The 24235-nt window shown below is 34.4% G+C and carries 12 protein-coding genes; all 12 read left to right on the top strand.

Features of this window, described 5'->3' with window-relative positions:
* The first annotated feature begins 221 nt into the window (after positions 1–221).
* Positions 222–956 carry a monofunctional biosynthetic peptidoglycan transglycosylase gene (gene mtgA, locus AAGV28_RS04340; protein WP_373405595.1) on the top strand — a complete coding sequence of 245 codons (735 nt, stop codon included), beginning with the start codon at positions 222–224 and terminating at the stop codon, positions 954–956.
* On the top strand, positions 957–1907 hold the full coding sequence (locus tag AAGV28_RS04335) for a lipid A deacylase LpxR family protein (RefSeq protein WP_373405594.1): 951 nt from the start codon (positions 957–959) through the stop codon (positions 1905–1907).
* A gap of 125 nt (positions 1908–2032) precedes the next feature.
* The gene (locus AAGV28_RS04330) at positions 2033–3679 is read left to right on the top strand and encodes a DUF6377 domain-containing protein (protein WP_373405593.1); all 1647 of its coding nucleotides are present in this window, start codon (positions 2033–2035) and stop codon (positions 3677–3679) included.
* A 245-nt stretch (positions 3680–3924) separates the two neighbouring features.
* Positions 3925–6039 carry a glycoside hydrolase family 97 protein gene (locus AAGV28_RS04325; protein ID WP_373405592.1) on the top strand — a complete coding sequence of 705 codons (2115 nt, stop codon included), beginning with the start codon at positions 3925–3927 and terminating at the stop codon, positions 6037–6039.
* A gap of 1016 nt (positions 6040–7055) precedes the next feature.
* Positions 7056–10040, top strand: coding sequence for a SusC/RagA family TonB-linked outer membrane protein (locus tag AAGV28_RS04320; protein WP_373405591.1), 2985 nt, complete (start codon positions 7056–7058; stop codon positions 10038–10040).
* Between the two features lie 38 nt (positions 10041–10078).
* A complete protein-coding gene (locus tag AAGV28_RS04315) occupies positions 10079–11692 on the top strand; it encodes a RagB/SusD family nutrient uptake outer membrane protein (RefSeq protein ID WP_373405590.1) in 1614 nt (537 codons plus the stop codon).
* Positions 11693–11718: 26 nt separating this feature from the next.
* Complete coding sequence (locus AAGV28_RS04310) at positions 11719–12837, top strand: SusE domain-containing protein (RefSeq protein WP_373405589.1); 1119 nt, start codon at positions 11719–11721, stop codon at positions 12835–12837.
* A 269-nt stretch (positions 12838–13106) separates the two neighbouring features.
* Positions 13107–16409: an alpha-amylase family glycosyl hydrolase gene (locus tag AAGV28_RS04305; protein ID WP_373405588.1), complete on the top strand. Its 3303-nt coding sequence runs from the start codon at positions 13107–13109 to the stop codon at positions 16407–16409.
* 2 nt (positions 16410–16411) lie between these two features.
* Positions 16412–17104 (top strand): fibronectin type III domain-containing protein, encoded by a 693-nt coding sequence (locus AAGV28_RS04300; RefSeq protein ID WP_373405587.1) that lies wholly within the window; start codon positions 16412–16414, stop codon positions 17102–17104.
* 11 nt (positions 17105–17115) lie between these two features.
* Positions 17116–18987, top strand: a complete 1872-nt coding sequence (locus AAGV28_RS04295; RefSeq protein ID WP_373405586.1) for a glycoside hydrolase family 13 protein — start codon at positions 17116–17118, stop codon at positions 18985–18987.
* Between the two features lie 77 nt (positions 18988–19064).
* Positions 19065–20129 carry a formylglycine-generating enzyme family protein gene (locus AAGV28_RS04290; RefSeq protein WP_373405585.1) on the top strand — a complete coding sequence of 355 codons (1065 nt, stop codon included), beginning with the start codon at positions 19065–19067 and terminating at the stop codon, positions 20127–20129.
* 70 nt (positions 20130–20199) lie between these two features.
* Positions 20200–24207, top strand: coding sequence for an ATP-binding protein (locus tag AAGV28_RS04285; RefSeq protein ID WP_373405584.1), 4008 nt, complete (start codon positions 20200–20202; stop codon positions 24205–24207).
* The last annotated feature ends 28 nt before the right edge of the window (positions 24208–24235 follow it).

Genomic DNA, 24235 nt, shown 5'->3' with positions numbered 1-24235 from the left:
TATGATTGCTTCTTTGGGTTCTTAACAAGGAAAAAAGGGGTTGTGTTTTGCAAATGATTTATAGTTCGATTTAAAATGAATTAGAAATAATGAGAATTTCATTGAATGAATAATTAAAAAAAGTATTTTTACTTCATCTAAGATTCTAAATTTCCAATTTGGATTTTCAACTACCAATTACCCAATAAAGTAAAAAAGACAGCATTAAGAGCATACCAATAATGGCGACAAAAATTACTCCAAATAAAAGACCTGTAAAGAAAACTTCTCCCAGTTTTATGAATCGATTAAGAATTATTTTATTTAAAATAGTTTTGTGGTTTATTGGGATTTCTTTCTTTTTAGTAGTCTTTTTTAAGTTTGTTCCAGTACCTTTTACTCCGTTGATGCTCATTCGTGCTATAGAAAATACAGCGGCAGGCAAGCCGGTTTATTTCAATCATGATTGGGAACCGCTGGAGAATATTTCCATTAATCTACAAAAAGCTGTAATTGCCAGCGAAGACGGAACTTTTCTTTCTCATAATGGTTTTGATTTTGCAGCCATGCAAAAAGCCTATAAAAACAACGAAAGAGGTCGAAGAATAAAAGGTGGAAGCACGATTTCTCAACAAACGGCTAAAAATGTTTTTCTGTGGCAGGGTAGAAGTTATGTGAGAAAAGGTCTGGAAGCTTATTTTACAGTTTTAATTGAGTTTATTTGGGGAAAAGAACGCATCATGGAAGTCTATCTTAATAGTATCGAAATGGGAAATGGCGTTTATGGAGCCCAAGCAGCCGCCGAACATTGGTACCGTAAAGATGCGGCTAATTTAACTCCAAGACAAGCCGCCGGAATTGCAGCAATTTTACCTAGTCCTAGAAAATATACAGCAACAAGTTCTTCTTCTTATGTCAATAAAAGAAAAGATAAAATTGTGCGTGTCATGCGTACAGTAGGCAAAATTGAGTATTAGATGCAATCAAAAACAGTACTTTTTATCTATTTATTCTTGTTGTTTTCGGCTAATGTACTAAGCCAAAATTCGAATATTGAAATAGGTATTGTTACTGAAAATGATTTGTATACTTCTTCTAAAAATGATCAATATTATACTAATGGATTAGAAATTTTCTATCGTTATTTATCAAAAAAAGAGAAACCAAAACTCCTAAAACAAGTAAATCAGATTAAATTAGGGCAATACATGTATAGCCCTCGTTATATTTACAGGGATGGAGAAGAAATGTTTGACAGACCTTTTGCGGGTTATCTTTTTGGCGAATTTGGGAATACTAATTTTTACACCAATCAAACCGTTTTAAAAAAGTATGCCCAAATAGGTTACGTTGGCCCTAATTCTTTTGCTGACAAAGTACAATCAAGTACACACCGCTTGTTTAACTACACTGCTTTTGATGAATGGGATTACCAAATTGAAAATGCCTTGTCAATACAACTGTATGCCATGATTGCCAAACCTTTTTTAGGTACAATTAATAGTGAAAGAATCGATTTTCAATGGCAGGCAGAAGCAAAATTGGGAACTATATTTACATCATTTTCAACGGGTTTTGTTACTAGAATTGGGATCAAAAAATTAGTTGCTCTTTCGGATTCTAATTTTTACGGTGCTTCCTTGAGTAAGGATAAAAGTTTTTCGACAAACGAATTTTATTTTTACCTAGCCCCTTATTTTAATTATCAAGTTTATGATGCCACCATACAAGGCGGTCTTTTTGATGATAATAGTCCAGTAACTTTTGCTATTATGCCTTTCCGGTTTAATGGAGAAGCAGGTTTGAGGTATCGAAAAAATAATTTGAATCTTTCTTATGCATTTGTTTACAGAGGAAAAGAATTAAAATCAGAAAAAATGACAGGTTATTTTTATGGTTCTATCGGAATCTCATATCTCTTTAGATAATATCAAAAATGCAAGCAGAATTACTTTTTTTATAAAAAAGGTTTTTCTAGAGTTAAAAAAAAGAACTTAAATGTGAAATATTTAATAAATTAGTTTTAATTTAACATACAACTAAAATCTTTACAATGCTTAAATTTTGGACTTCCATCCTTGTTGTTTTTTTTCCATTATTTCTTTTTTCTCAAGTGGAAATCGATTCATTATTAAATGAATTGGATACTACTTTAGACAAAAGCGAATTTTATCGTAATAAAAAAGAAACTGAAATCAATAAACTCCGCAGTTTGTTGAAACTTACCTCCACAAAGTTTCATCAATATGAAATTTACGAAAAATTATATGGAGAATATAAATTTTATCAATCGGATTCTGCTTTAAATTATGCTAAGAAAAGCATGAAAATTGCAGATGAATTAAATGATTTATCAAAAATTAATATCTCTAAATTAAACCTTTCTTCCACAATGGGAACTTTAGGGATGTATAAGGAAGCAACAGATGTGTTAAATAAAATAGATATTAATGCTACACCTGAAATTAAAGGTGCCTATTTTGGCGTTTGTAGCACACTTTATCTTTCAATGTCTGATTTTGCAGCTACATCACAAGAAAAAAATAACTACTTAGAATTAACGCAGCAATATAGAGATTCGAGCTATTATTTTTATCCTAAAAATTCAGAACCTTTTATTATTCATCAATCTAACAAGCTTTTTCAAAATAAAAAGTACGATGAAATTATTCGTTTACTAAGTGATTATTTTTCTAAAATGGACAAAAATAATCCTGATAAAGCTGTCGTTGCTTATATTATTTCGCAAGCACATCAACACAAAAAAGAGTACGAAAAAGAGAAAAAATGGTTAATTCTTTCGGCGATCTCCGACTTGCAATTAGAAAAAAAAGAATACATTTCGCTTCGTTCATTAGCCTATATTTTATATGAAGAAGGTGATATAGATCGAGCTTATAAATATACAAAAAGAACACTTGAAGACGCACTCTTTTGCAATGCTCGTTTAAGAACATTCGAAATTTCTAAGATGATGCCTATTATCAATGAAGCTTATCAAAAACAAAATGATACAAATAGAAAACAATTAATTTTGTTTTTAATATGTGCGAGTATTTTGTCTTTGTTTTTAATGGTTGTTTTGTTTTTATTATTCAAACAAATGAAGACTTTATCTAAAGCAAAACAAGAAATTAGTTCTGCAAACTCTCAATTAATCGCGCTTAATAATGAGTTGCATTTGTTTAACGAAAAGCTAAATGATACCAATAATACGCTGAAAGAAGCCAATCTTGTAAAAGAAATTTACATCGGTCGCTACATGGATCAATGTTCTGTTTATATCAGCAAATTAGATGAATACAGACGAAAATTGAATGTAATTGTCATGAGTGGAAAAACTGCCGAATTGGTAAAAGTGATTAAATCCAAAGAATTTATAGAAGAAGAACTAAAAGATTTCTATCATAATTTTGACAAGACTTTCTTATTGCTTTTTCCAAATTTTATTGAAGATTTCAATGCTTTATTGATAGACAATGAAGATATAAAATTGAAACAAGGCGAGTTAATGAATACCGAGTTGCGAATTTTTGCTTTAATCCGTTTAGGAATTTCAGACAGTGTAAAAATAGCTGAATTTTTACGCTATTCTCTATCTACAATTTATAATTACAGAACTAAATTAAGAAACAAAGCTTTGGGACCTCGTGATGAATTTGAGGCAAATGTGATGCGTATCGGGTCAATAAATAAGTAATTTACTTTTGTAATTGTAGCTTCTGTTCTCTTTTTAAGGTTTATTATTGTTTTTATAAACTACAGATTTACTACTTTTTTTAGTTCTAAAAAACAAATTAAATCACTTAAAATCAATTGTTTGTGTTGTTTTTATGTTGTTTTTGACTACCATTTTTTATTAATGAAAATTAGGAGAATAAAATCAATATAAATTTGGTTATCGAATGCTTTTAAAGCAATTTATTAATCTATTAACAGAACCAAATGAAGTATTTTTATTTATTAACGCTGTGCTGTTTCGCATTAGTTAATACCATTTTTGCACAACAGTTACAATCGCCAAATCAGAAATTGCAAATGGAGTTTTCTTTGCAAAATGATGGTACACCAGTTTACAGTTTGAATTACAAAGGTAAAGTTGTTGTCAAGCCAAGTAAATTAGGTATAGAACTAAAAAATGATGCCAAATCATTATTGAACGATTTTACAATTAAAGATTCAAAGACCAGTACTTTTGATGAAACATGGAAACCAGTATGGGGAGAAGTAGCCTCTATTCGCAACCATTATAACGAATTAGTAGTAACCTTAAATCAAAAAGTTACTGAAAGACAATTGATTATTCGTTTTCGATTGTTTGATGATGGACTTGGATTTCGTTATGAATTTCCTGCACAAAAGAATCTGACATATTTTGTAATTAAAGAAGAGCGCTCTCAATTTGCTATGGCAGGAGATCACACCGCTTTCTGGTTACCAGGAGATTATGACACCCAGGAATACGATTATACCACTTCAAAATTATCTCAAATTAGAGGTTTGACTACTAAAGCCACTACTGAGAATGTATCTCAAAAAACGTTTTCACCTACAGGCGTTCAAACTTCTTTAATGATGAAAACCACAGATGGGTTGTATATCAATTTACACGAAGCTGCCTTAATAAATTATTCGTGTATGCACTTGAATCTGGATGATAAAAACATGGTTTTTGAGTCTTGGTTAACGCCTGATGCTAACGGGGATAAAGGCTACATGCAAGCACCAGATCATTCACCTTGGAGAACCATTATGGTTAGTGATGATGCTACAGAAATTTTAGCTTCAAAAATGACTTTAAATTTGAATGATCCTTGTAAAATTGAAGATACTTCCTGGATTAAACCAGTTAAATATGTTGGTGTTTGGTGGGAAATGATTACGGGAAAAAGCTCTTGGGCTTATACTGATGATTTTTCAACGGTACAATTAGGAGTTTCTGATTATGCTAAATCCAAACCAAATGGCAAGCACGGAGCAAACACTGCCAATGTAAAAAAATACATTGATTTTGCAGCGTCGAATGGTTTTGATGCCGTTTTAGTAGAAGGTTGGAATGAAGGTTGGGAAGATTGGTTTGGACATTCAAAAGATTATGTTTTTGATTTTGTAACACCGTATCCAGATTTTGATGTAAAAGGGATTCATGAATATGCAAAATCAAAAGGTGTAAAAATGATGATGCACCATGAAACCTCAGGTTCTACCCGCAATTATGAGCGCCACATGGATAAAGCCTACCAGTTTATGAAAGACAATGGTTATGATGCTGTAAAAAGTGGTTATGTAGGGCCAATTCTTCCACGTGGTGAAAATCACTACAATCAATGGTCTGTTAATCATTACCAATATGCAGTAGAAAAAGCAGCAGATTATAAAATTATGGTCAATGCACACGAAGCTATTCGTCCTACAGGAATTTGTAGAACCTATCCTAATTTAATAGGAAATGAATCAGCCAGAGGAACTGAATATCAGGCTTTTGGAGGCTCAAAACCAAACCACGTTACCATATTACCATTTACCCGTTTAATTGGAGGTCCAATGGATTATACGCCAGGTATTTTTGAAATGGATATTAGTAAATTAAATCCTGAAAATACTTCGCATTTGAATAGTACTCTAGCTAACCAATTGGCATTGTATGTAACCATGTATAGTCCGTTACAAATGGCTGCCGATTTGCCTGAAAATTACAATCGTTTTGCCGATGCTTTTCAGTTTATTAAGGATGTTGCAGTAGACTGGAGCGATAGTAAATATTTAGAAGCTGAACCAGGAGAATACATAAGTGTTGCAAGAAAAGCCAAAGGAACTAACAATTGGTTTGTAGGGAATGTAAATGGCGAAACAGCTCGTGTTTCAACAATTAAATTTGACTTTCTGGAAAAAGGTAAAAATTACGAAGCCACGGTTTATGCTGACGCAAAAGAGGCTCATTATAAAACCAATCCTCAAGCTTATAGCATTCGAAAAATAAAAGTAACTAACAAATCTAAATTGAGCCAATTTTCAGCTCAAGGTGGGGGTTATGCAATTAGTATTGTTGAAGTTAAATAGATTTAGTGAAGTAATAAAATACCGTAATATAGAAAAGTTTGGTTATTTAATTGGTTAAGTTAGTAGTATCAAAATTGTGTTTTTTATTACGGAACCCTCAAAGTAATTTGAGGGTTTTTTTATGGTTAATTTTTAAGAGTTCAATTGTAATTGCCATTTAAAAATATAAAGCCTTTTTTTGTTTTTCTCACCTGGATCCTCTTCAAAGTTGCTTCATCCTTCGCAATGACAGAGGGAGCAAAAAATCGGATTATTTTATATTTTTAAATGGTATTTTTTTCATCCAGTAATTTAATATTATAAACCGTTGGGTGAAATTATCAAAAACGTTAGTTGGAGTTTTTTTCGTAATGAAATGAAGTGAAAAATGACTGTCTGCCACAGGCAAATATAGAACCGTTTTTATTCTAAATTTTCTCAAAATTCACTCGAACTGACGAAAATTTATTATCCAAAAGCAATTTTACCCAACGCGTTATTAGAAGCATTTGTATTTCTATTTATCAGTATAAAATTACTATCAGCATAATTTAGCTTATGTAGCTATTATTAAAAACAAAATACTTGTTTTTATGAATTTTAATACTGTTTTTTTATTCATGTTTTTTGATTTTAATTAGTTGAAATATTTTATTAAGTGTGTATTTATTCGTAACTTAATTTATTTATTATGTAAATAATAGAATGAATAATTGTTGATTGCACAGTTATTTGATTGTTAAGCTAACTATTTGCTAATAGGGCTAAAAAGAGCTAAAATTCAGTTTTTTGCACTACTTTTTCACTACTTTTTTTTAAGAAATAAAATATATAAATTACTGATATATAAATGTTTAATAGTTTATAATTAATGGATTAACTACATTTTTATTGTTGCTAAAATTGAGGCTGTTAAATCCATATAATTTTACGTTATCGAAATCGAAATAAGGCTCTTTGATGATGAGTTTAAAGTGTATGTCGATTTTATAAAACCAAAATTATTAACAACCAAAAACAAAAAAATTATGGTCAAAATGAAAAACAGTATGTATTACATTTTAGTATTGTGTAGCATACTATTTATTATGCCAAACCTAGTTGCTCAAAATGCAACTAACAAAATTTCTGGTCTCATAGTAGATCAAAAAGGAGAACCATTAATTGGAGCTAGTGTTCTAATTAAAGGAACTAATGTTGGTACAATTACAGATGTTAACGGTGCTTTTACTTTGCCTTTATCAAGTCAATCTCAAGTATTGATGGTTTCTTTTATTGGATTTACTTCGAAGGAAGTAGCTGCCACTGGACAAAATATCCGAATAGTATTGGCAGAGGATTCTAATGAATTAAAAGAAGTAGTGGTACAAGTGGGGTATGGTACGGTAAAGAAAAAAGATGCAACAGGATCCGTATCTCAAATTTCTTCAAAAGAGTTTAACAAAGGACAAAATGTAACACCAGAAAGTTTAATTAGTGGTCGTATTTCAGGTGTAAATGTAACGGGTGGAGGTGCTCCTGGAGCAAAAGCAGATATTAGAATCCGTGGAGGTTCTTCTTTATCAGCATCTAATGAGCCTTTAATTGTATTAGACGGACTTCCTTTGAGTAATACTGTGCCAAGTGGAGCTACCAGTATTCTTTCTACAATTGATCCAAATGATATTGAATCGTTTACGGTTTTAAAAGACGCTTCGGCTGCTGCAATTTATGGTTCCCGTGCTGCCAATGGGGTAATTGTAATTACTACTAAAAAAGGAACAAAAGGGGGGATAAAAGTAAATTTCAGCTCTCAGTTAGGTGTAAATACTGTAGCCAATCAAGTAGATGTTTTAAGTGCTGATCAGTTTCGTGCTTTTGTAAACGAAAGAGGAACAGCTGAGCAACAAGCCTTGATGGGAACTGCAAATACCAATTGGCAGGATGAAATTTTCCACACTTCATTGACAATGAACAACAACATATCTATGAGTGGTGCTTTGTTTAATAAATTACCAGTACGATTGTCTGTGGGAAATGTTGATAATTCCGGGATATTAAGAAACACTTCTTTTGAAAGAACAACTACATCTATCTCCCTAAATCCTGTTTTATTCGACAATCATTTACGAATTGATATTAACGGAAACATGTCCTTTGGTAAAAATCAATTTCAAGATGAAGGAGCGGTAATTGGAAGTGCTATTAGTTTTGATCCAACTCAAGCTGTTTATGATGCAAATTCTCGTTATGGTGGCTATTTCGAATGGTTTGAACCTAATGGAAACTTACCTTTATTACCCGCTAGAAATCCAGTAGCAAGATTAAATCAGGATGAAAGAAGAGCTACATCTACCAGAAAATGGGGAAATGTTAGGTTAGATTATAAATTGCATTTCTTTGAAGATTTAAGAGTTGTTGCAGAAGCAGGGATTGATAGATTTGACAGCGAAGGATATACTGAAGTAAGCAATCAAAGCGCTCTAGGATTTCAGCCGAATGCTTTTACTTCAGGGGAATGGGTAAACTTAGGGAATTACTCCAGCTATACTGATATGCTTCAAAATAAGAATTTGAATACTTACTTTAATTATACTAAAGATTTAGGGAAGTTTAAAATTGATGCTACTGCGGGTTATAACTACCAACTGTTTGAAAAAGAAAGATACCAAACTGGAGAAATCAGACAACCGAATCCAAACGAAGACGTTATTACAGATCCAGATATTAATCTACAATCTTATTTTGGTCGTTTAAATTTAGGGTACGACAGTCGTTATTTATTGACATTAAATTATAGACGAGATGGAACTTCGCGTTTTTCTGAAGCTAATCGTTGGGGAAATTTTTCAGGAGCTGCCTTTGCCTGGAATCTTGCTGAAGAATCGTTCTTAAAAGACAATGAAACATTATCAAGTTTAAAATTAAGAGTGGGTTACGGAACTACAGGGCAACAAGATATTTCAGCTCAATACGATTATTTACAAAGAGTAACTCGAGGAACAATTAGTTCACAATATATTTTTGGCAACACTATTTATGCAACAGCTAGACCAGAAGGATATAATGAAAATATCAAATGGGAAGAATTAGCCGAAACAAACTTAGGAGTAGATTTTGGTTTCTTAAATGAAAGAATTACAGGAACTATTAATTATTTTAATAAAAAATCGACTGATTTATTAGCAGAAATTGCTGTTCCTGACGGAGCAAATATTAGAAATCAAGGTTTCTTTAATATTGGTAGTGTACGAACTAAAGGAGTTGAATTTAATATTCAATCTGATATCGTTAAAAATGATAACTTGACTTGGAACTTAGCTTTCAACGCCACATACATCGATCAAAAGATCGATCAATTAGGAATTACAGTTCCTGGTTTTCAAGGGTATTTTACAGGAGATAATATCGCTGGTGGCGGAGGAAATAAAATCCAAATTAACTCGGTAGGATTTACACCTAACTCCTTCTTTGTGTACGAACAATTATATGATGCTAACAAAAAACCAATTGCAGGTGCTTATGTTGACAGAAACGACGATGGAAAAATAGATGATGCTGATCGTTACCGCTACAATAAACCCGCACCCGATTATACTTTTGGTGTATTCTCAACGGTAAACTACAAAAAATTTGATTTTACCATGAACTGGAGAGCCAGTTTAGGCAACTATATTTTTGATAACGTGAGTTCTAATTTAGGGTATTCGGATGCAGGTTTAAGAAGACAAACTGATTTGTCTAATGTAAGTACTGATTACTTGAATACCGGTTTCACTTTTGAAGATAACGGTACCTCAAGATACTTATCTGATTACTATATAAAAGATGCTTCTTTTATAAAATTGGAAAATATTACTATTGGCTACACCTTCGATAAAAAACTGTTGAAAACTGCTGCAGTACGATTTACAGCAGGAGTTCAAAACGTTCTTGTTCTAACAAAATACAACGGATTAGACCCAGAAAAATTCAATGGAATTGACAATAATGTGTACCCAAGAGCGAGAACTTTCTTGTTTGGAGTGAATGCGAATTTTTAATAGCGAACTGAAAAACAATTTTTTAAAAAAGAAATAAAATGAAAATAATATTCAAATATACCTCTTATTTTTTCCTATTGATTTTAGGATTGAATATGACCCTTACTTCCTGTTCAAACGACTTGGAAGTAACCCCAAAAGACGATGATGAGTTTTTGTCAGAAGCATTTTTTGAAGATCCAGCCTCTTATAAGCAAGTATTAGCCAAAATGTATGCAGGTTTGTATGTGGGAGGTAATGACGGAGATGGTGCGGCAGATATTGCAGGGATAGGTGGCGATTTTAGCAGCTATTTAAGATTGCTGTTTGTAGTGCAAGAACTCCCTACTGACGAGGCTATTATTGCCTGGGCAGATGGTGCTTTGCCAACCATGAATACGCAAAACTGGTCGCCTGCTAATGAATTTTTAGCCGGAACTTTTTCGAGAGCTTTTTACCAAATTAGTGTTTCCAATGAGTTTTTAAGACAAACTACAGACGAGAAATTAGCGGCAAGAGGTGTAGATGCTAGCCTAAAAGCTGAAATTGCGACTTTTAGAGCCGAAGCCCGTTTTTTAAGAGCTTTTTCGTATTACAATTTGATGGATTTGTTTGGAAATGTACCTATTACTACCGAAAATGATCCAGTGGGTTTTTTCTATCCAGAACAAAAAACAAGAGCAGAAGTTTTTGCTTATATAGAATCGGAACTAAAAGACTTAGACAACAGCCTTGCCGATTCTAGAACAAATGAATATGGTAGAGTCGATAAAACAGCGGCAAAATTTCTATTAGCACAAATTTATTTGAATGCTAAAGTATATACTGGAACTGAGAGATTTGATGAAGCGGGTACTTTATGTGGGGATATTATCAATAATTCAGGATATACATTTGCTAATGTTCCTTACAACTATTTATTCTCTGCTGACAATAACACTAATGGAGCTCAAAATGAATTTATTTTCCCAATTGTAAGTGATGGAAATGCTATTAGAGCCACGGGTGGTGGTATGAGTTTTATTTTGCACGCCTCTATTGGAGGAAGTATGGATGCAGCTTCTAGAGGTATGGATGGAGGATGGCAGGGAATCAGAACTCGTAGAGAGTTTGTCTCACTTTTTCCAGATGCCACTGCAACTGCTGATAAACGAGGTACTTTTTATACAGAAGGTCAGACTCTGGATATTGCAAATATAGGAACTTTCACAAACGGTTATGCTGTTACTAAATACATCAACAAAAAATCAGACGGTTCAGCAGCCCAAAGAAATGATATTCCAGATACTGATTTTCCAATGTACCGATTGTCAGATGTTTATTTAATGTACGCCGAGGCAACGGTTAGAGGTGCTGCTTCAGGTAATATTACAACAGCTGTAGGTTATATCAATCAACTGCGTAATAGAGCAAATGCGGCAACAATAAGTGCATCCGATTTGACTCTTGATTTTATTTTGGACGAAAGAGGAAGAGAATTATTCTGGGAATGCCACAGAAGAACTGATTTAATTCGTTTTGGAAAATTCACTGGCGGAAGTAAAATTTGGCAATGGAAAGGTGGTACCGCAAATGGTTCGGCTACTGAATCGTTCCGAGATTTAATGCCAATTCCTTCCAGAATTATTCAGGCAAATCCAACATTGGAACAAAATATAGGCTACATAAACTAATTTTTTAATTTATAAAAATGATACAATTGAAAAATATATCTAAAATTTTAATCGCGTTTATTAGCATCTTAGCAGTTTCATGTAATGCTGATGATGTAGATAATAGACCAATTCTTGAGAGTGTTTCAGCTCCCGAAATGACCCTTCCTACCACAGGAAAAGAGTATGTTCTTACCGAAGAAGCTGCTAATAATGAAGCAGATGTATTCACATGGACTGCCGCAGAATATTCAAATGATGTAGTGGTAACTTATTCATTAATGATGGATGTTAAAGACGGTGATTTTACAAACGCTCAAACATTAGCAACAACGAATGATGTGACTCAAGCAGCGGTAACTGTTAAAAGTTTGAATCAAGCAGCAATTGAATTGGGTGCAGTACCTGGAACAGCAAAGTTGTTTGATGTTAAGCTAAAATGTAGTGTTTCCGGAGGTGTACCAATGGAAACGGAAGAAACAATTACAATTAGTGTTACTACTTATTCTGGTTTAGTCGCTTATGCATTTACGGACTGGTATTTAGTTGGAGATGCTACCGTTGCAGGTTGGGATCCCAACAAAGGAAACCAACCCTTATTCAGAAGTGGAACGAATCCAAAACTTTATAAATACACGGGTTATTTCAAAGTAGGTGCTTTCAAAGTAATTTCATCTCTAGGAAGCTGGATACCAATGTATGGCATGGGCGCATCAGGTACTCTAGCCTACAGAGGAACAGATGCCGATGCTGATCCTGCAACGTTTAACATTGCAACGGCGGGTTATTATACTTTTACTATGAATACACAAACCTTGACTTACACCTTAGTTTCTTATGATGCTTCGGCAGCAACGAATTATAGTGTTATTGGATTCATTGGTTCTTCAAGAACAGGAACAGAAGCCGGTTGGGGAGATGATACTGATATGATTCAATCTACATTTGATCCTCACATCTGGACACTAACGATCAGTTTATTTGATGGAAAAGGAAAGTTCAGAGCTAATAATGCCTGGGATGTAAACTGGGGAGGCGATACTGCTTTTTCAGGATATACTGCAAACGGAGCTAGTGGAGGTGATATTCCGGTGGCCAAATCAAAATACAAAGTCTATTTTAATGATTTAGACGGCAGTTATCTGATGTTGCCTAATCAACAATAATATAATTACTCGTTGGGTGAAATTGTTTTTGGATATTAAATTGTCGTCAGTTCGAGTAAATTTTCAGAAAACGCGACAACTTTTTCGGAAAATTTGTATCGAGAACAAGAAAATATTGAATAAAAAACGGTTCTCGATACATTTTTCGCTTCATTTCATTACGCAAAAAACACTCGAACTGACGTTTTTGATAATTTCACCCAACGGGTTATAATTGTAAAATTATAAGGGGCTATCTAATGGGTAGCCCTTTTTTTATCTGACTAATTATGAAAAAAATTACCATATTATTTTTACTGTTTTCATCAATTTGCTTTGCGCAATTTACCACTACTCCTTCTCCTGCTTTAGCTAATGGAACTGTTACCCTTAATTTTAATAAAACGGGAACTCCTTTAGCAAGTTATTCAGGTACTTTGTATGCGCATATTGGTTTAACCGTAAACGGAACAAGATGGCAGAATGTAAAAGGAAGTTGGGGAAATAATTCTACACAACCCACCTTAACTTTAGTATCTGGAACTAATTATAAATTAGAAATAGCTTCTGATTTATATGCTTATTTTGGTGTGCCTACATCAAGTACAATTACTGAAATTTGTGTGGTGATAAGAAATGATGCAGGGACAATGCAAACTGCCGATACTTTTTTTAATGTGGGCGCTTTTCAAGCAACATTAACCGCACCTTTGCAAAATAGTGCAACAATCATTACTTCCGGACAAAATTTCACCATATCGGCAACAAATACAAACGGAGATGCCAGCTATACTCTTTTGGCAAACGGAATTAATATTAATACTGCAACTACAGCTGATTATAGTTTTACGCATTCAAATATAACGGCAAACCAAAATTATGTATTAGAAATAACCCAAGGCGCAACAACTATAACTAAAAAATTTGGGCTTATTGTCAATCCGGGGATTGTTTTGGAAGCAATGCCTTCGGACTTAGAAGATGGTATTAATTACAATGTTTCGGATGCAACCAAAGCAATATTGGTACTTGACGCTCCTTTAAAGGATTTTGTTTATGTGGCAGGAAGTTTTAACAATTGGCAGCCCAACAGCAACTATGCCATGAAAAAAGATCCTGTTTCCGGGAAATTTTGGTTGGAATTAAGCGGTTTGACATCTGGAACAAAATATAGCTATCAGTATTGGGTTGTTGATGCAACTCCTCTGGTAAATTCTCCTGCCATAGTCAAAGTAGCCGATCCCTATTCTACTTTGGTTTTATCGCCTTTTGATGATCCTACAATTCCAGCTGCATCCTATCCCAACTTACCGTCTTACCCGGTAGGGCAAGAGCGTGAAGTTACTGTTTTACAAACAGGTCAAATTCCTTATTTATGGAGTGCAGCGACCACTAATTTTGTGAAACCGGAAAAAGAAAAATTAGTAGTTTATGAAGTTCTAGTGAGGGATTTTGATGCAAAAAGAAACTACCAAAGTTTAATTGACAGAATTGATTATTTCAAAAACTTAAAGATAAACGCCATTCAATTAATGCCAGTAATGGAATTTGAAGGCAATGAAAGTTGGGGCTATAACACTTCTTTTCACATGGCTTTGGATAAATTTTATGGAACTTCAGAAAAATTAAAAGAATTTATTGATTTATGTCATCAAAACGGTATTGCCGTAATTCTGGATATCGCTTTGAATCATGCTTTTGGGCGAAACCCTATGAACCGAATGTGGATGAATGATCCTGATGGCGATGGCTGGGGAAGCCCTTCAACTGAAAATCCTTATTTCAATACGGCGGCGAAACATTCCTATAGTGTGGGAGAAGATTTTAACCATCAACAATCCAGAACCCAATATTATGTTCATCGGGTTATCAAACATTGGATTGAAGAGTATAAAATTGACGGATTTCGTTGGGATTTAACCAAAGGTTTTACGCAAAATTGTACCGCTTCTGATGAAAGTTGTACCAATGCTTTTCAGCAAGATCGCGTGGAGGTTTTAAAATCCTATGCCGATTATTCCTGGAGTTTAGATCCAACACATTATGCTATTTTCGAACATTTAGGAACCGATGCCGAAGAGCAAGAATGGGCGAACTACAGGATTGAAGAAACTCCGAGTAAAGGCGTGATGTTGTGGGGGAAAATGACCACCGAATACAACGAACTTTCAATGGGTTATGCCTCAAATATTGCAAGAATAAACAGCAACAGCAGGGGGTTTACCAAAAACAGACTGATGGGTTATGCCGAAAGTCATGATGAGGAACGCCTGATGTATAAAAATTTGCACTTTGGAAATAGTACCAATTCGGCACATAATGTACGAAATCTAAATACGGCATTATCCAGAATGTCAGCTATTGGGGCAGTTTCATTATTAATTCCAGGCCCTAAAATGATTTGGCATTTTGGCGAATTAGGCTATGATGATTCCATATTTACCTGCAATAACGGGACTGTTAATACTACAACAGATATCAGTTCGGGCGATTGTAAATTGGATACCAAACCACAAAATCAGTGGACAGCTAATTGGTTAAACAATGACAATAGATATAAAATTTATGCCGATTGGGCTAAAATAATAAAATTGAAGACTCAGGAAGCGGTGTTTTCCGGAACAGTAACGATGACAAATTCCAGTTCGTTAACTAAAAACATAAAAATTTCCGATGCTTCTCTGCCAGCGAATAGTTTAAAAGAGGTAGTAATGCTGTCTAATTTTGATGTAACAACTCAAAATGTAACTACTGGATTTCCTTATGCTGGAGAATGGTATAATTTGATGGATAACACAATATTGAATGTAACCAATGTAAGTGCTCCTATTGCAATTCCAGCCGGTCAATTCAGGATTTATGGCAATAAACCCGCTTTTTCAGCAGATGTTCCCTTTGTATTGCCATCGGATAATTTTACAGTGGAATCAAAAGCTGAAACTTGTTTGAACAAAAATAATGGTGAAATAATTATTACAGCGGCTCAGACTTATAATTATGTAGCCCAAATTAATGGGGTGAATTATAATTTTACAAACAACAGCCTTACTATTCCAAATTTAGCTTCAGGAACTTATTTAGTTTGTGTCACTATTGAGGGAAAAACTTTTGAGCAATGTTTTAATGTGACTATCAATAAAGGATTGTCTTTAACAGGGAAATCAACACTCTTTTCTGATAAACTTGCGGTAGAAATGAGCAATGGTACTGCACCATTTCAAGTTTTTCTTAATGGCAGCCCACAATTTGAAACCGATGTTGCAAATTTTACAGTTGCAGTTCAACAAGGGGATTTGCTGGAAGTAAAGTCGGGAAATGCTTGCGAAGGGATTTATACAAAAAAGATAGTTGATGTGGAAAATGTTATTGGCTATCCTAATCCTGCTCAGGATTTGTTTACAATTTTAACTCCTACTTCCAAGAAAACAGTAATTATTGAATTGCATTCAGCAGCTGGACAATTAATTTCAAAAGGAAACTATGCTGTGGTTGATCAAAAAATTCAACTTAATGTAGAAAAATTAGCTAGTGGAATCTATGTTGCCAAAGTATATATAGAAAATCCTATGAGTATAACCATCATAAAAAAGTAAACATGAGAAATATAATTTATTCCATTTTAATGAGTTTCGTATTGTTTTCTTGTGGTAGTGATGATTCGCCAACACAGGAAACTAAAAATACGCCACCGAGTGTTCCTGTATTGGTGTCTCCAGCAAATGCAACTCTTTGTATTAACAATACAGTTGATTTAGAATGGGGCGGCTCGACAGATGCAGAAAACAATTCGATTGTTTATCAGCTACAAATTGCGACCGACAATCAATTTACACAAATTGTAAAAACGATCGAAGCTGCTGCAGTTAGGCAAACGGTAATTTTAAACAAAGGCGTGGCTTACTATTGGAGAGTGAAGGCAACTGACAACAAGAATGACTCCAGTAATTATTCTACAACCTATAGTTTTTATACTGAGGCGACGGCGTTAGCAAATCATTTGCCATTTTCACCTCAATTGGTACAGCCTGAAATTAATTCTTTTGTCAATTCGGCAACAGCAAATTTAAAATGGTCAGCAACGGATGTTGATACTAATGACATTCTCACCTACGATGTGTATCTGGGAACTGCAAATCCTCCTCTTACAAAAGTTGGAAACAATTTAACATCAGCTTCCTTAGTGCAAAACTCCTTGCAAACGGCCACAAATTATTATTGGAGAGTAGTGGTCAAAGACAATAAAGGAGGAGAAACTGTTGGTCAAATTTGGCAATTTAAAACTAATTAATTACTGCAAATATGAATCTTAAAGGATATAATAAAAAATCGAAAATAGTAAAAGTAGTCACGCTGTTATTGCTTTTGTTTTCATTAGGCACTATTGCTCAAATACAAAGAGTAGAGCCTCCGTTTTGGTATGCTGGAATGCACAATCCCGAAGTGCAAATTTTATTTTATGGCAATAAAATTGCTGAAAATGAAGTGACTGTTTCGAATGCCATTCCAATAAAAGACATTCAAAAAACAGAAAATCCCAATTATCTTTTTGTAACCATTGATACCAAAGGAATTGCTCCACAGGATATTGTTTTTTCATTTTCGAAAAATAACAAAGTGACTTTTACAAGGAAATATGCCTTAAAAAAGCGGAGAGAAAATTCCGCTTTACGCAAAAGTTACGATGCTTCGGATATGATTTATTTAATAATGCCCGACCGTTTTGCCAATGGAAACCCCAAAAACGATAGCCAAAAAACACTAACCGAAAAAGCAGATCGAAACAATCCAAGCGGAAGACATGGAGGTGATATTGAAGGAATAATTCAAAATCTGGATTACATTCAAGAATTAGGTGTTACAGCACTTTGGCCAACACCACTTTGTGAAGACAATGATCCACAAGGTTCCTATCATGGATACGGGCAATCGGATGTGTATACAATTGATCCGCGTTATGGAAACAATGAGGAGTATCTAAAATTAGCATCCGAATTACATAAAAGAGACATGAAACTCATCATGGATTATGTAACAAATCATTGGGGAGCTCAACATTGGATGATGAATGATTTGCCAACTTACAATTGGATTCATCAATTTCCAGGTTACGCACAAACCAATTATCGCATGACGACTCAATTTGATCCTAATGCTTCCAAAATTGATGCGAAAATGTGTATGGACGGTTGGTTTGTAAAATCAATGCCGGATTTAAACCAATCTAATCCTTTGGTGTTGAATTATCTGATTCAAAATGCTATTTGGTGGATTGAATATGCTGATTTAGATGGATTCCGAGTAGATACTTATTCGTATAATGACAAAATTGGAATTGCAAAATGGACGAAAGCCATCACCGACGAATACCCTAATTTTAATATTGTAGGTGAAGTATGGATGCACGATCAAGCACAAATGGCGTATTGGCAAAAAGACAGTAAATTAGCAGCCATTCAAAACTACAATTCTTATTTACCTAGCGTAATGGATTTTACTTTGCACGATGCAACAAGTGTGGTTTTCAACGAAAATCAGGCAGAGTGGGACAAAGGACTTATTAGAATCTATGATAATTTTACTAATGATTTTCTGTATCCAAATCCAAATAATATCTTGACTTTTGTCGAAAATCACGATACGCAGCGTTTTAACGAAATTTATAAAAAAGACTTCAAGAAATACCAAATGGCAATGACTTTAATGGCTACTGTACGCGGAATTCCACAGTTGTATTATGGTTCCGAAATAGCGATGGCTGGAAATAAAAATGAAGGCGACGGAGCCATTCGTCTCGATTTTCCTGGTGGTTGGAATGGCGACAGTAATAATGCTTTTACTAAAAATGGAAGAACCGCTGAGCAACAACAATTTTTTGATTTTACGTCTAAATTGTTCCAATGGAGAAAAACAAATGAAGCGGTACATTTTGGGAAAATGACACACTATATTCCAGAAAATAATGTTTATGTTTATTTTAGATATACAGATAGTAAAACGGTTATGGTTGTTATCAACAACGGATTAACGTCCAAGAATATCGAAACCAAACGTTTTCAGGAAAATATAAAAGATTTTAAAGTGGGTAAAGATGTTTTGTCCAGAAAAACGGTGGATTTGGGAAAGGAATTTACCTTGGAAGCACAATCGGTTTTGGTAATGGAATTGGAATAAAAAATAGTAGTTTTGTCTATTCCTAAATTTTAGGAGGTTATAAGTATTTTTCGCTTTTTAGATAAATTACAATTGGTATGAAGATAAGCAAATGGGTTCTTGGGATTTTTTTGGTTGTCATTTTCGCTTGCAATAACAAAGAGCAAGTTGTCAAAGAACAGCCAGAAAATGTTGTAACTCCTCCCAATATGGTTTGGGTTCCAGGAAATACATTTACTCAAGGAGCAAAAACAAACGATAGACTAGCTTTAGAACATGAAAAACCAGCACACAGTGTTGCAGTGGATGGTTTTTTTATGGATATAACCGAAGTGACCAATGCCAGTTTTAAAAAATTTGTAGCCGAAACGCATTATGTAACCACCGCCGAAAGACCTATTATTTGGGAAGAGTTCAAAAAAACCTTGCCCGAGGGAACACCTAAACCAGCTGATTCCATATTGCAGCCAGGTTCATTGGTTTTTAATGATGAGGTAAAAAATGTTACAAATTATACTGATTTTCAACAATGGTGGAAATGGCAAATAGGAGCCAATTGGAGACATCCTGAAGGTAAAAATTCCAATATTATAGGAAAAGACAATTATCCGGTGGTACATATTTCTTTTGAAGATGCTCAGGCTTATTGCAAATGGGCGAAACGCAGACTGCCCACCGAAGCCGAATGGGAATTAGCTGCTATGGGGAATTTAAAAAATCCTGTTTACACCTGGGGCGATGATCAATCAAAAATAGATAAAAAAGCCAATACTTGGCAAGGTAATTTCCCTAATTCTAATACAAATGAAGATGGTTTTGCGTTTTTGGCTGCGACGAAATCATTTGCTCCAAATTCATTAGGAATTTATGATTTATCTGGAAATGTCTGGGAATTTACGCAGGATTATTACAATGCAAATTATTACCAGGAATTATTTTCGAAAGGAGAAACGGTAAACAATCCGCAAGGAGCTACCGAAGCTTTTAACCCGAATAATCAATATGAAAAAGAAAGAATAATCAAAGGAGGTTCTTTTTTGTGTAATGAATCGTATTGTTCTAGTTTTAGAATTTCTGCCCGAATGGCATTAGCCGAAGGTTCCAGTTCGAATCATGTGGGTTTTAGAACGGTAGTTGATTTGAAAATGCTTCAGAGAAAGTAATCTAAATTATAATACAGTTTTTTTGTAGTTTCGTTATTCTGAATTCCTTCTTAGAATTCCAATAACAAATATGAATAGTAATTTTTTTCGAAATATTTTACTGGGGCTGTTTTTGTGTTTTAGTATCTTTCTAAATGCACAGCAGTCTTTTGTATTTACAGCTATCGATTCTAAAAACGGACTTTCGGAAAATAGGGTGCGTACCATTTTGCAACTTCAAGATGGACGAATGGTTGTCACTACCGAAGGTGTAACCAATATTTATGATGGAACTTCCTTTAAATATTTACATCTAAAAGGCAATAACATTTCGCCATTAACGGCTTATTCAGGATTTCACCACGGTTATGTGGACAAAGAATATGTCTGGATAAAAGACAAAGGAAAGTTGATGGGTATTGATATCAAACAGGAACGTTTTGTGTCAAAACCCGACAGTGTTTTGTTTAAAATGGGAATTTGGGAACCCATTGCCGACTTTTTTGTGGATGCTTCTCAAAATTATTGGGTGCTTACGTCTTCAGATAAACTGTTATTTAGGGATGCTAAAAACGGAAAGACCGCTGTTTTTCTTAAAAATGTTTCTACGCTTAATGGAACAAAAGACCAATTGTATGATGTAGCTGTAGTCAAACAACAACTTTTTCTTTTTTATAGAAACGGATTGATTGTTTGTTATGATTTGAAAACAGCCAAAGAGTTGTATAAAACCAATTCTTTATCGAATCAAGAGCAATCGAAATACAATAATACGCTCATGGTGGTTCAGACGGGCAATTCATTGTATCAAATTCGAAATGGATACAAAGGCATTATGTTGGCTTATGATAGTAAAAAGCGAACGCATACAAAAATACTCGAAACTGACTATTGGCTCAATACAATTTCTGTTGATAACAAAGGCAATTTATGGGTAAGTTGCGCAATTGGATTGTGGTTTATTGATAAGAATCTGAAAGAAAAACGATTGATTCCATCGTTCAAGTTGGTTGATGAAACCGCAGTAAATACTGAAGCCAGTACCCTTTATAACGATTTACATGGCGGACTTTGGATTGGGACATTCAATCATGGATTGTTGTATTACCATCCCGACCGATTCAAATTTAAGAATGTTGGAAAAATGTTTTTTGGAACACAACTAAAAGATATTGATGTAACTTGTTTTGAGCAAACGGAACAAAATACAATTCTGGTTGGAACCAAAAATGGCTTATACAGTTATTTGCCCGAAACTGAGAAACTCTCCATTTTTACAGGTTTACCAGCTGATGTTGATTGTCTTTCGATGACAAGAGATTCGCAAAATCGAATATGGATTTGTACCAGAAGTAAAGGCGTGTATTGTGTGCAAAATAATCAGGTAAAACATATTAATCTCCTCGGAGGAAATTGTCGTTCTATTGTAGAAAAACCTGATGGGCAATTTTTGGCAGCAACATCCAAAGGATTAGCTGTTTTTAATCCTGAGAATGGAGTTTTTCAGTCGCTGAAATTGACATTGAATGGCGAATCATTAGGTTCCGTTTCTCAACTGATTCCTTTTGATACCCAATCTTTTTTTGCAAGAAGTAACACTGGATTGTTTGTTTATAATTATAAAAAAAATACTGTCAGTCAACCGCTAAAAGAACTGCTGAAGAATGAAAATCAAAATTATACTGCAATTTTTAAAGACAGTCGTGGTATTGTGTGGATTGGAACTCAGGACGGGTTAAGTGTTTGGCAACCGTCAAATTCCGAATTGCATACGCTTTTTACCGATGATGGTTTGGTAAATAATAGCATTAAAGGAATTACAGAAGACAAACAAGGACTAATTTGGATTACCACTGCAGGCGGTGTTTCCCGTATTGCGGTAAATACTAAAGAAAAAAAGCTTCGTTTTTCGATGGCTAATTTTAATCATTTGGATGGGGTAATAGAAAATGAATTTACCGCTTCGGCAGTTTTTGCTTCGGATAATGGGCAGTTGTATATGGGCGGTGTAAATGGTTTTAACAGTATCGATTTACAAAAACCTTGGTCGTTTAAACAATTACAGAAACCATTGTTTACGGGTTTAACGCTTTTTGGAAATAAAGTAAAATCGGGAGAGTCCTATGATGGGAATATCATATTGAAAAATGCAATTGCTACAACTAAAAGTATAATTTTAAACTACAATCAGAACTTTATAAGTGTTAATTTTTCGGCATTGAATTATGTCAATCCTACACAAACGTATTACCGCTATCGTTTGGAAGGGGTTGATGATAATTGGCGTGAAATAGTAGCGCAAAATGGAACTGGAAGTGCTTCCTATACCAATTTAGCTCCGGGAACTTATGTACTGAAAGTGAAGGCAGCGAGTAATAGTAGGGAATGGTCGAATGAATATGCTAAAATTAGTATTGTTGTTAATCCGCCTTTTTGGAAAACGCCAATTGCGTATGTTTTGTATCTGGCAATCATTTTGCTGTTACTTTATTTTGCTTTGTCCTATTATAAAAAATGGACAAATCAGCAATTAATGCGCAAGAATGAAGAAAAGCTAAATGAACTAAAGTTTAATTTTTTTACCAATGTCAGCCACGAATTTCGTACACCGCTTACGTTGATTATTACCCCGCTGGAATCTATTTTAAAGGAAATAAAAGAGACTTCAATTGAATCCAGAATTAAACTAGTGCACCGTCATGCGTTAAACTTACAGCATTTGGTCAATCAATTATTGGATTTTAGACGATTGGAAATTTCGGGTGAAAAACTGAATCTGACTTTTGGTGATTTGGTGGATTTTGTAACGCAATTCGAAGACTTATTTAGCAAGCTGGCTCAGGAGAAACAGATTGATTTTTCGGTAGATTCTGATATGCCAGAGCTATTCATGTACTTTGATAATGATAAACTGTACAAGGTAATTAATAACCTATTGTCGAATGCTTTTAAGTTTACTCCAGCAGGAGGAACAATTACAATCCGACTTTCGCAGTCATTAGAAAATCAAAATTCGGATTTTGTACAATTAGAAGTTATCGACTCGGGTTCGGGAATCTCAGAAAACGATATACCGAATGTATTCAACCGTTTTTATCAGGCTTCAACAACTCAGGGCGGAAGCGGAATTGGATTGCATTTGGTAAAAGAATATGTTGAATTGCATTCGGGAGATATAATTGTGGAAAGTGAACCTAATGTGAAAACTGTATTTTCGGCTACAATTCCAACAAATCTTGTCCCTCAAAAAACCGATTTTGAAACTCTTGTTGCAGTTCCTGAAGACGCAATCCACAATCAGTTTGTTGCAACAACATCAAAAAAAGAGACCCTTTTAGTAGTGGAAGACAATGATGATTTGAGACGTTTTCTGGCAACGGAATTGTCACATAAATATGAAGTTTTTAAAGCTGCTGATGGTGAAGAAGGAGAAGTTTTGGCTTTGTCAAAATCTCCCGATTTAATCATAAGTGACGTGATGATGCCCAAAGTTGATGGATTCGAACTTTGCAAACGGATCAAATCGAACGTACTGACTTCGCATATTCCCGTAATATTATTGACGGCTCGCACATCTGAAGATTTAAAACTGACAGGCTATCAATCGGGAGCCGACGAATATTTGGCTAAGCCATTTAATCTGGAAATAGTATTACTTCGAATAGAGAAATTGATTGCACAGAAAAACCAACGACAATCGGCATTTTCGAAAAAATTAGAAGTGAATCCAAAAGAGATTACGATTACTTCAATTGACGAACAGTTGATCGAAAAAGCGCTTGAATGCATGGAAAAAAACATGGATAATCCCGATTATTCCGTTCAGCAATTTAGTCAGGATTTGGGAATGGATCGAACAGTATTGTATAAAAAAATGCAATCCATTACCGGACTTGCACCTTCGGAATTTATTCGCTCCATTCGATTAAAACGCGCGGCACAACTTTTAATTCAGGGGCAATATCCCGTAGCCGAAGTAGCCGAAAAAGTGGGTTTCAATACGCAGAAATATTTCAGCAAATATTTTAAAGAAGCTTTTGGAGTCAGTCCGTCAAAGTATGCACAAAACGATAAAAATGTTGATAATGAGTTGTTATAAAGGAATAAGCAACGAAATGTACCATTGA

The sequence above is a fragment of the Flavobacterium zubiriense genome (assembly GCF_041729725.1).
Taxonomy (GTDB): Bacteria; Bacteroidota; Bacteroidia; order Flavobacteriales; family Flavobacteriaceae; genus Flavobacterium; species Flavobacterium zubiriense.
The sequence above is the reverse complement of the archived record's forward strand: the minus strand, read 5'-3'. Positions and strand labels throughout refer to the sequence as shown.

Coding starts and splice junctions, on each gene's coding strand:
- AAGV28_RS04300 (WP_373405587.1), top strand. CDS start 16,412: ATGAGAAATATAATTTATTCCATTTTAATGAGTTTCGTATTGTTTTCT.
- AAGV28_RS04320 (WP_373405591.1), top strand. CDS start 7,056: ATGAAAAACAGTATGTATTACATTTTAGTATTGTGTAGCATACTATTT.
- AAGV28_RS04295 (WP_373405586.1), top strand. CDS start 17,116: ATGAATCTTAAAGGATATAATAAAAAATCGAAAATAGTAAAAGTAGTC.
- AAGV28_RS04335 (WP_373405594.1), top strand. CDS start 957: ATGCAATCAAAAACAGTACTTTTTATCTATTTATTCTTGTTGTTTTCG.
- AAGV28_RS04315 (WP_373405590.1), top strand. CDS start 10,079: ATGAAAATAATATTCAAATATACCTCTTATTTTTTCCTATTGATTTTA.
- AAGV28_RS04325 (WP_373405592.1), top strand. CDS start 3,925: ATGAAGTATTTTTATTTATTAACGCTGTGCTGTTTCGCATTAGTTAAT.
- AAGV28_RS04305 (WP_373405588.1), top strand. CDS start 13,107: ATGAAAAAAATTACCATATTATTTTTACTGTTTTCATCAATTTGCTTT.
- mtgA (WP_373405595.1), top strand. CDS start 222: ATGGCGACAAAAATTACTCCAAATAAAAGACCTGTAAAGAAAACTTCT.
- AAGV28_RS04285 (WP_373405584.1), top strand. CDS start 20,200: ATGAATAGTAATTTTTTTCGAAATATTTTACTGGGGCTGTTTTTGTGT.
- AAGV28_RS04290 (WP_373405585.1), top strand. CDS start 19,065: ATGAAGATAAGCAAATGGGTTCTTGGGATTTTTTTGGTTGTCATTTTC.
- AAGV28_RS04330 (WP_373405593.1), top strand. CDS start 2,033: ATGCTTAAATTTTGGACTTCCATCCTTGTTGTTTTTTTTCCATTATTT.